Raw genomic sequence first — 5,189 nt, forward strand, 5'->3', positions numbered from 1 at the left:
ACCCGTTTACAAAGCGAACAGGAAAGTCAATGAAATCAACGGTCTACCCAGACCACCCCCGCGCCAGTGCTAGCTTTGCGTACCGTCACTTATTGCACTGAAAACGAGGAGACCCCATTCGTTGGCGATCTGTTGTTGGAGTCAGTGGGCTGTCTATTCCACGCGGTTCTACAGCTCGCCGACGTGTGCCCTAGCACCACTGGTATTGAGATGACAGCGGGCGACAGCACATTTGTGATCGTGCCCAAGACAGAACGTCACCTTCCGCTCGGCCAGACGGCTTCCCGACCTGCGTCGGCCTCGCAACCGAGCGCACCGGCGGCATGCTCGCCCCGCTGAGTTGACCGCCGGTGGGCCGGCGCGTCATCGCCTGGAAGTTCGGCGACGAGACCACGCTGCAAAGCTGGACCGCGCCACGCATCGTAGGCGTTACTCCTAAAATGAACGGATGACCTCTTTCGCTGAAAAAGATTCCGCTAAGCCAAGTAATTTTCTACGCCAGGTCATCGAAAACGACCTTGAGCAAGGTGTCTATGAAGCGCGGAAATGGGGAGGCAGCCCCGGCGACGCACAACACCATGCGAAAGGCATGCAAGATCCGGCCAAGGTCCGCATGCGCTTCCCGCCTGAACCTAACGGCTACCTGCACATCGGCCATGCCAAGAGCATCTGGCTCAACTTCGAACTTGCGAAGGAATACGGCGGCGTATGCCATTTGCGCTTCGACGACACTAATCCCGAGAAGGAAGAGCAGGAATACGTCGATAGCATCCGCGACGCGGTGAAGTGGCTCGGCTACGAAACCTACCTGGCCGACCGCCCCAGCGCGCCTGGCACCATGCAGCCGCACGAATACTTCGCCAGCGACTACTTTGACTTCATGTACCGCGCGGCCGAGTACCTGATCACCGCCGGGCTCGCCTACGTGGACGAGCAGACGCCCGACCAGATGCGTGCCACGCGCGGCGACTTCAACACGCCCGGAACTGACAGCCCGTTTCGTGTCCGCAGCTCCGACGAAAACCTGGCGCGCTTCCGTCAGATGCGCGACGGCGAGCTCGAAGACGGTGCCGCCACCCTGCGTGCAAAGATCGACATGACCAGCTCTAACATCAACATGCGCGACCCGGCGCTCTACCGCATCCGTCGGGCCACGCACCACAACACCGGTGATAAGTGGTGCATTTACCCGATGTACACCTTTGCACATCCGATCGAGGACGCGCTGGAGCAGATCACCCATTCGATCGCCACGCTGGAGTTCGAAGACCAGCGCCCGTTCTACGACTGGCTGCTCTACCGGTTGGCAGAAGGCGGCTTGATCGCCAGCCCGCATCCGCGCCAGTATGAATTCGCGCGGCTCAACGTGACGCACGTGATCACCAGCAAGCGCAAGCTGCGCCAATTGGTCGAAGAAGGCCACGTCGACGGCTGGGACGACCCGCGTATACCCACCCTCGCGGGCCTTCGCCGCCGCGGCTACACGCCTGAAGCACTCAAACTGTTCTGCGAACGCAGCGGTGTGACCAAGTCCGGCGGCTGGATCGACTATGCGAGCCTCGAAGCAGCTCTCCGCGACACGCTCGACCCCATCGCCCCGCGCGCCATGGTCGTTCTCGACCCGGTGAAGCTGGTCATCACCGACTGGGCCGAGCTGATGGACAGTGACGCCCTGCTCGACGACTGCACAGCCCCTGTGAACCCGCGCGACCACGAAAGTGGCCTGCGCAGCTTCAAGATCGGCCGCGAGGTGTGGATCGAACGCACCGACTACGAAGACGTGCAACCCAAGGGCTTTTTCCGCCTGTTCCCCGGCAACAAGGTGCGTCTGAAATACGGCCATACCATCGTATGCACGGGCGCCACGCGTGACGCCGGCGGCAAGGTGGTCGAAGTGCAAGCAACGCTGGTGCCCAACACCAAGAGTGGCACACCCGGTGCGGATGCGGTAAAGGTGAAGGGCAACATCACCTGGGTTGCGGTAGCCGATGCGGTGCCGGTCGAGGTGCGCCTGTATGAACAGCTGTTTGCCACGGCGCAGCCGGGTAGCGGGGAATTGCTGGAGGAATTGAACAAGGAGAGTCTGATGACATGTGCGGCGTTCGCGGAGCCGTCATTGGCCGTCGCGAAGGTTGGCAGCGTGGGGTTTCAGTTCGAGCGGCACGGGTATTTCGTGGTGGATGTAAAAGCGGCTGACGATGGCAAACTTGTGTTCAATCGGACTGCGGGGATGCGAGACAGCCGGGGAAAGTAAGGCAGAGCACCTACTGATCTGCGCATGGCCGTCGCTCTTTTAAGATGCCACGCTCCATCCTCAGCTGCGCCTTGATCCAGTTGTGCAGCGTGCTCGCAGCCGCTCCCAATACCGCCGGCACTACCTCGACGCTTTGGCCCAAAGCTAACCGTTGGAACGCAACTTGGAATGGGCATTGGCCTGATTTTGTTGATGGCCTGTGGATTTCCGTCGAAAACTGATCCTCTGGGGGGCGGAGTAAAACCTGGACTGGTTTATGCCGTGACTCCAAGGCTCAGCTGGTATTCATTGGGGCTGAGTAAGCGAAGGGATATCTTGATGCGCTTTTCGAGGTCGCCTTCCTACTTGTTAAGTCACTAAAGAAGTTGGAAGTTCCATTGGGGTGCATTGAAGTTACCCGCCAACTTTGAGTCTTGCAACCCAGTTCGTTGGCGATACTCCAGTGCGGCGCGAAAACGCTCGGGCAAAGGTGGTCTCGCTGGTATAACCCACGGCAGGTGCAACTGCTTTAAGTGGCTTGCCGCGCTTGAGCAATCCCTGCGCAAGGCTAATGCGCCAATCGGTAAGGTAGTCCATCGCAGTATCTCCCACGGTGTCCAGGAAATCCTTGGCAAAACGTGAGCGCGACATGGCAGCAACGCCCGCGAGTGTCTCGAGGGTCCACGCTTCTTCCGGCTGTGCATGCATGGCCATTATCGCCCTGGCCAGACGCTCATCTGCCAGCCCCGCCAATACGCCCGCCTTGACCAGACTGGCCTCCACGGTATGACGCAACAGCAGGATGGTGAAGTATTCAATCAAACGATCAATGGCCGCACTGCGCCCGGTGCGCGATGTGAAGGCCTCGGCAAACAGCAGTTCCAGCGTCGGCTGCACGCCGGCAATGTCATCCATGGGCACAAGGAGCAGTTCCGGCAAACCGCGCAAAATCTGCAGCCCCATGCCGGCCCCAAATTCAATGTGCGCGCAGACCAGATCACAGCCAGCAGGATCGTCCACTTCAAAACGGTGCACACTGGACTGACGGTAAAAGAGCAGCGTCGGCGCCACGATTTCCACGCGCTCACCGTTGGCATGGATGACCCGCAACTGGCCCCGACGCAGTACATGCAGCATGCCAATCCCCCGGTCATTCGGAAAATCCACCACCCCGCAGAGCGCGCCGCTGTAGAACACATTGGCACTGAGTGAGAAGCGGGCGAACAGGGGGGAGAGGCGGTCCATGGCGTGCTTTCGATACGAATGGTGCTGAAAGCTGGACTTTCAGTGCCCGCAAGTATCGCCCGAAGCGCGACATTAGATTCTGTGCAAACCCGCACACAACACTTCTGGAGATTCTCATGCCCCGTATTGAAGCCGCCACCTCTGCCAACACCCCCGCCGCATCTGCAACCCTGCTCGAAGGCGTTCAAAAGAAACTGGGCATGGTGCCCAACCTGTTTAAGACCATTGCACATTCCCCCGCCGCGCTGAAGTTTTACTTTGGCCAAGGCGAGGCACTGGCCACTGGCAAGCTCTCCGCAGGGCTGCGCCACCAGATTGCACTGGTCACCTCCAATGTCAACAATTGCGACTACTGCGCCTCCGCTCACACCCTGATGGGCAAGGGCACTGGTTTGCCGATGGAAGAGTTGGCCGTGAACCTTATCGGTCAGTCGAATGACGCCAAGGTGCAGGCCGCATTGATATTTTCCAAACTGATGGTGGAGAAGCAAGGCCATGTGAGTGCAGCCGACGTTCAGGCAGTTAAAGAAGCTGGCTATGACGATGCTGCCGTAATGGAAATCATCGCCAACGTGGCGGCCACGGTCTACACCAACTTCGTCAACAACGCCTCTGGCACCGTCATCGATTTTCCACTGGTCAAGGCTCGCGCGGACGAAACCGTTTAAGCCTCTTGCTTCACCACGGGCGGCCCGAACCTGCCGCCCGCTCTAAAACGTTTGAGAGAAAAGTATGCAAGTCAAAGACCAATTGAACAAAGCCAAATCTGCTACCAGCGTCACGCCGTTGGAAGCCCGCGAGGCCATGCTGGGTTGTTTCGTCACCATACACGGCGAGACACTCAAGCGCGGTGCCATGCTGTTGGGTGAGAAGCTCAGCGATGAAGAGACCGAGCGCCAGGCCCGGGCCTCCATGCGCAGTGTGATGGGTGCGGCTGATTTTGAAGAACCTACGGCTGCGTCACTTACGTCAGCCAAGGTACGCCTGGATCAGAAAATGAATTTCTCCAAGGCACCGCAAGATTTGCGCGACGTGCATGACCAAGTCTGCAGCATGATCGTTCGCAAATTAGTCTAGTCAAGCGCCCGCGCTACCAGCGTTTTTAGTTCCGGTAACAGCGTCTCGGAGAACCACGGATTGCGTTTAAGCCATATATTGTTGCGCGGGCTGGGGTGTGGCAAAGGTATCACGCTGGGTGCATATTGCTGCCAGCGTTCCACCGTGCTAGTCACACTGCTGTTGTACGACTTGGGCAAATGCCAGGCCTGCGCATACTGGCCAATTACCAGTGTGAGTTCGACGTCGGGCAGATGCCCCAGCACCTGCTGTCGCCAGCGCGGGACGCATTCGGGGCGGGGCGGTAGGTCGCCGGACTTGCCAGTGCCAGGGTAGCAAAAGCCCATTGGAACAATTGCCATCTTCGTGGGGTCATAAAACACCTCACGGGTAATACCCATCCACTCCCGCAAACGGTCGCCACTGGCATCGTCAAAAGGGACACCGCTGTTGTGGACCCGGATGCCCGGTGCCTGCCCTACCACCAGAATGCGCGCTGCCGGGTGCACTTGCAAAATTGGTCGAACGCCGAGGGCCAAGTTGGGTGCGCACAGGGTGCAGGCGCGCACCTGTTGCAGCAGCAACGCAGTGGCTACTGGCAAGTCGGAGTTAGCGAGTGGCATCCAGAGACCCTTGTAGCGGGGAGCTAGGTCGT

At 59.1% G+C, this 5,189-nt stretch carries 5 protein-coding genes; 3 read left to right on the plus strand and 2 right to left on the minus strand.

From position 1 onward, the window contains the following. Positions 1–448 precede the first annotated feature (448 nt). A complete protein-coding gene (gene glnS, locus Q0C59_RS18455) occupies positions 449–2,254 on the plus strand; it encodes a glutamine--tRNA ligase (protein WP_291218302.1) in 1,806 nt (601 codons plus the stop codon). Positions 2,255–2,647: 393 nt separating this feature from the next. Here glnS and Q0C59_RS18460 read toward each other — a convergent pair whose 3' ends face one another. Further along, positions 2,648–3,478 (minus strand): AraC family transcriptional regulator, encoded by an 831-nt coding sequence (locus Q0C59_RS18460; RefSeq protein WP_291218304.1) that lies wholly within the window; start codon positions 3,476–3,478, stop codon positions 2,648–2,650. 116 nt (positions 3,479–3,594) lie between these two features. Here Q0C59_RS18460 and Q0C59_RS18465 point away from each other — a divergent pair, with 116 nt between their 5' ends. Further along, complete coding sequence (locus Q0C59_RS18465; RefSeq protein WP_291218306.1) at positions 3,595–4,146, plus strand: carboxymuconolactone decarboxylase family protein; 552 nt, start codon at positions 3,595–3,597, stop codon at positions 4,144–4,146. Between the two features lie 64 nt (positions 4,147–4,210). Beyond that, positions 4,211–4,555, plus strand: coding sequence for a hypothetical protein (locus tag Q0C59_RS18470; RefSeq protein WP_291218308.1), 345 nt, complete (start codon positions 4,211–4,213; stop codon positions 4,553–4,555). On the opposite strand, the gene Q0C59_RS18475 is transcribed toward Q0C59_RS18470, so the two are convergent. After that, positions 4,552–5,157, minus strand: coding sequence for a uracil-DNA glycosylase family protein (locus Q0C59_RS18475; RefSeq protein ID WP_291218310.1), 606 nt, complete (start codon positions 5,155–5,157; stop codon positions 4,552–4,554). The two genes, Q0C59_RS18470 and Q0C59_RS18475, sit on opposite strands and share 4 nt — an antisense overlap. Between the last annotated feature and the right edge of the window lie 32 nt (positions 5,158–5,189).

This window comes from Hydrogenophaga sp. (assembly GCF_022844385.1).
Taxonomy (GTDB): domain Bacteria; phylum Pseudomonadota; class Gammaproteobacteria; order Burkholderiales; family Burkholderiaceae_C; genus Hydrogenophaga.

Bases quoted from the DNA above. Each gene is read 5' to 3' on its own strand.
- glnS (WP_291218302.1), top strand. From the start codon at position 449: ATGACCTCTTTCGCTGAAAAAGATTCCGCTAAGCCAAGTAATTTTCTA.
- Q0C59_RS18460 (WP_291218304.1), bottom strand. From the start codon at position 3,478: ATGGACCGCCTCTCCCCCCTGTTCGCCCGCTTCTCACTCAGTGCCAAT.
- Q0C59_RS18465 (WP_291218306.1), top strand. From the start codon at position 3,595: ATGCCCCGTATTGAAGCCGCCACCTCTGCCAACACCCCCGCCGCATCT.
- Q0C59_RS18470 (WP_291218308.1), top strand. From the start codon at position 4,211: ATGCAAGTCAAAGACCAATTGAACAAAGCCAAATCTGCTACCAGCGTC.
- Q0C59_RS18475 (WP_291218310.1), bottom strand. From the start codon at position 5,157: ATGCCACTCGCTAACTCCGACTTGCCAGTAGCCACTGCGTTGCTGCTG.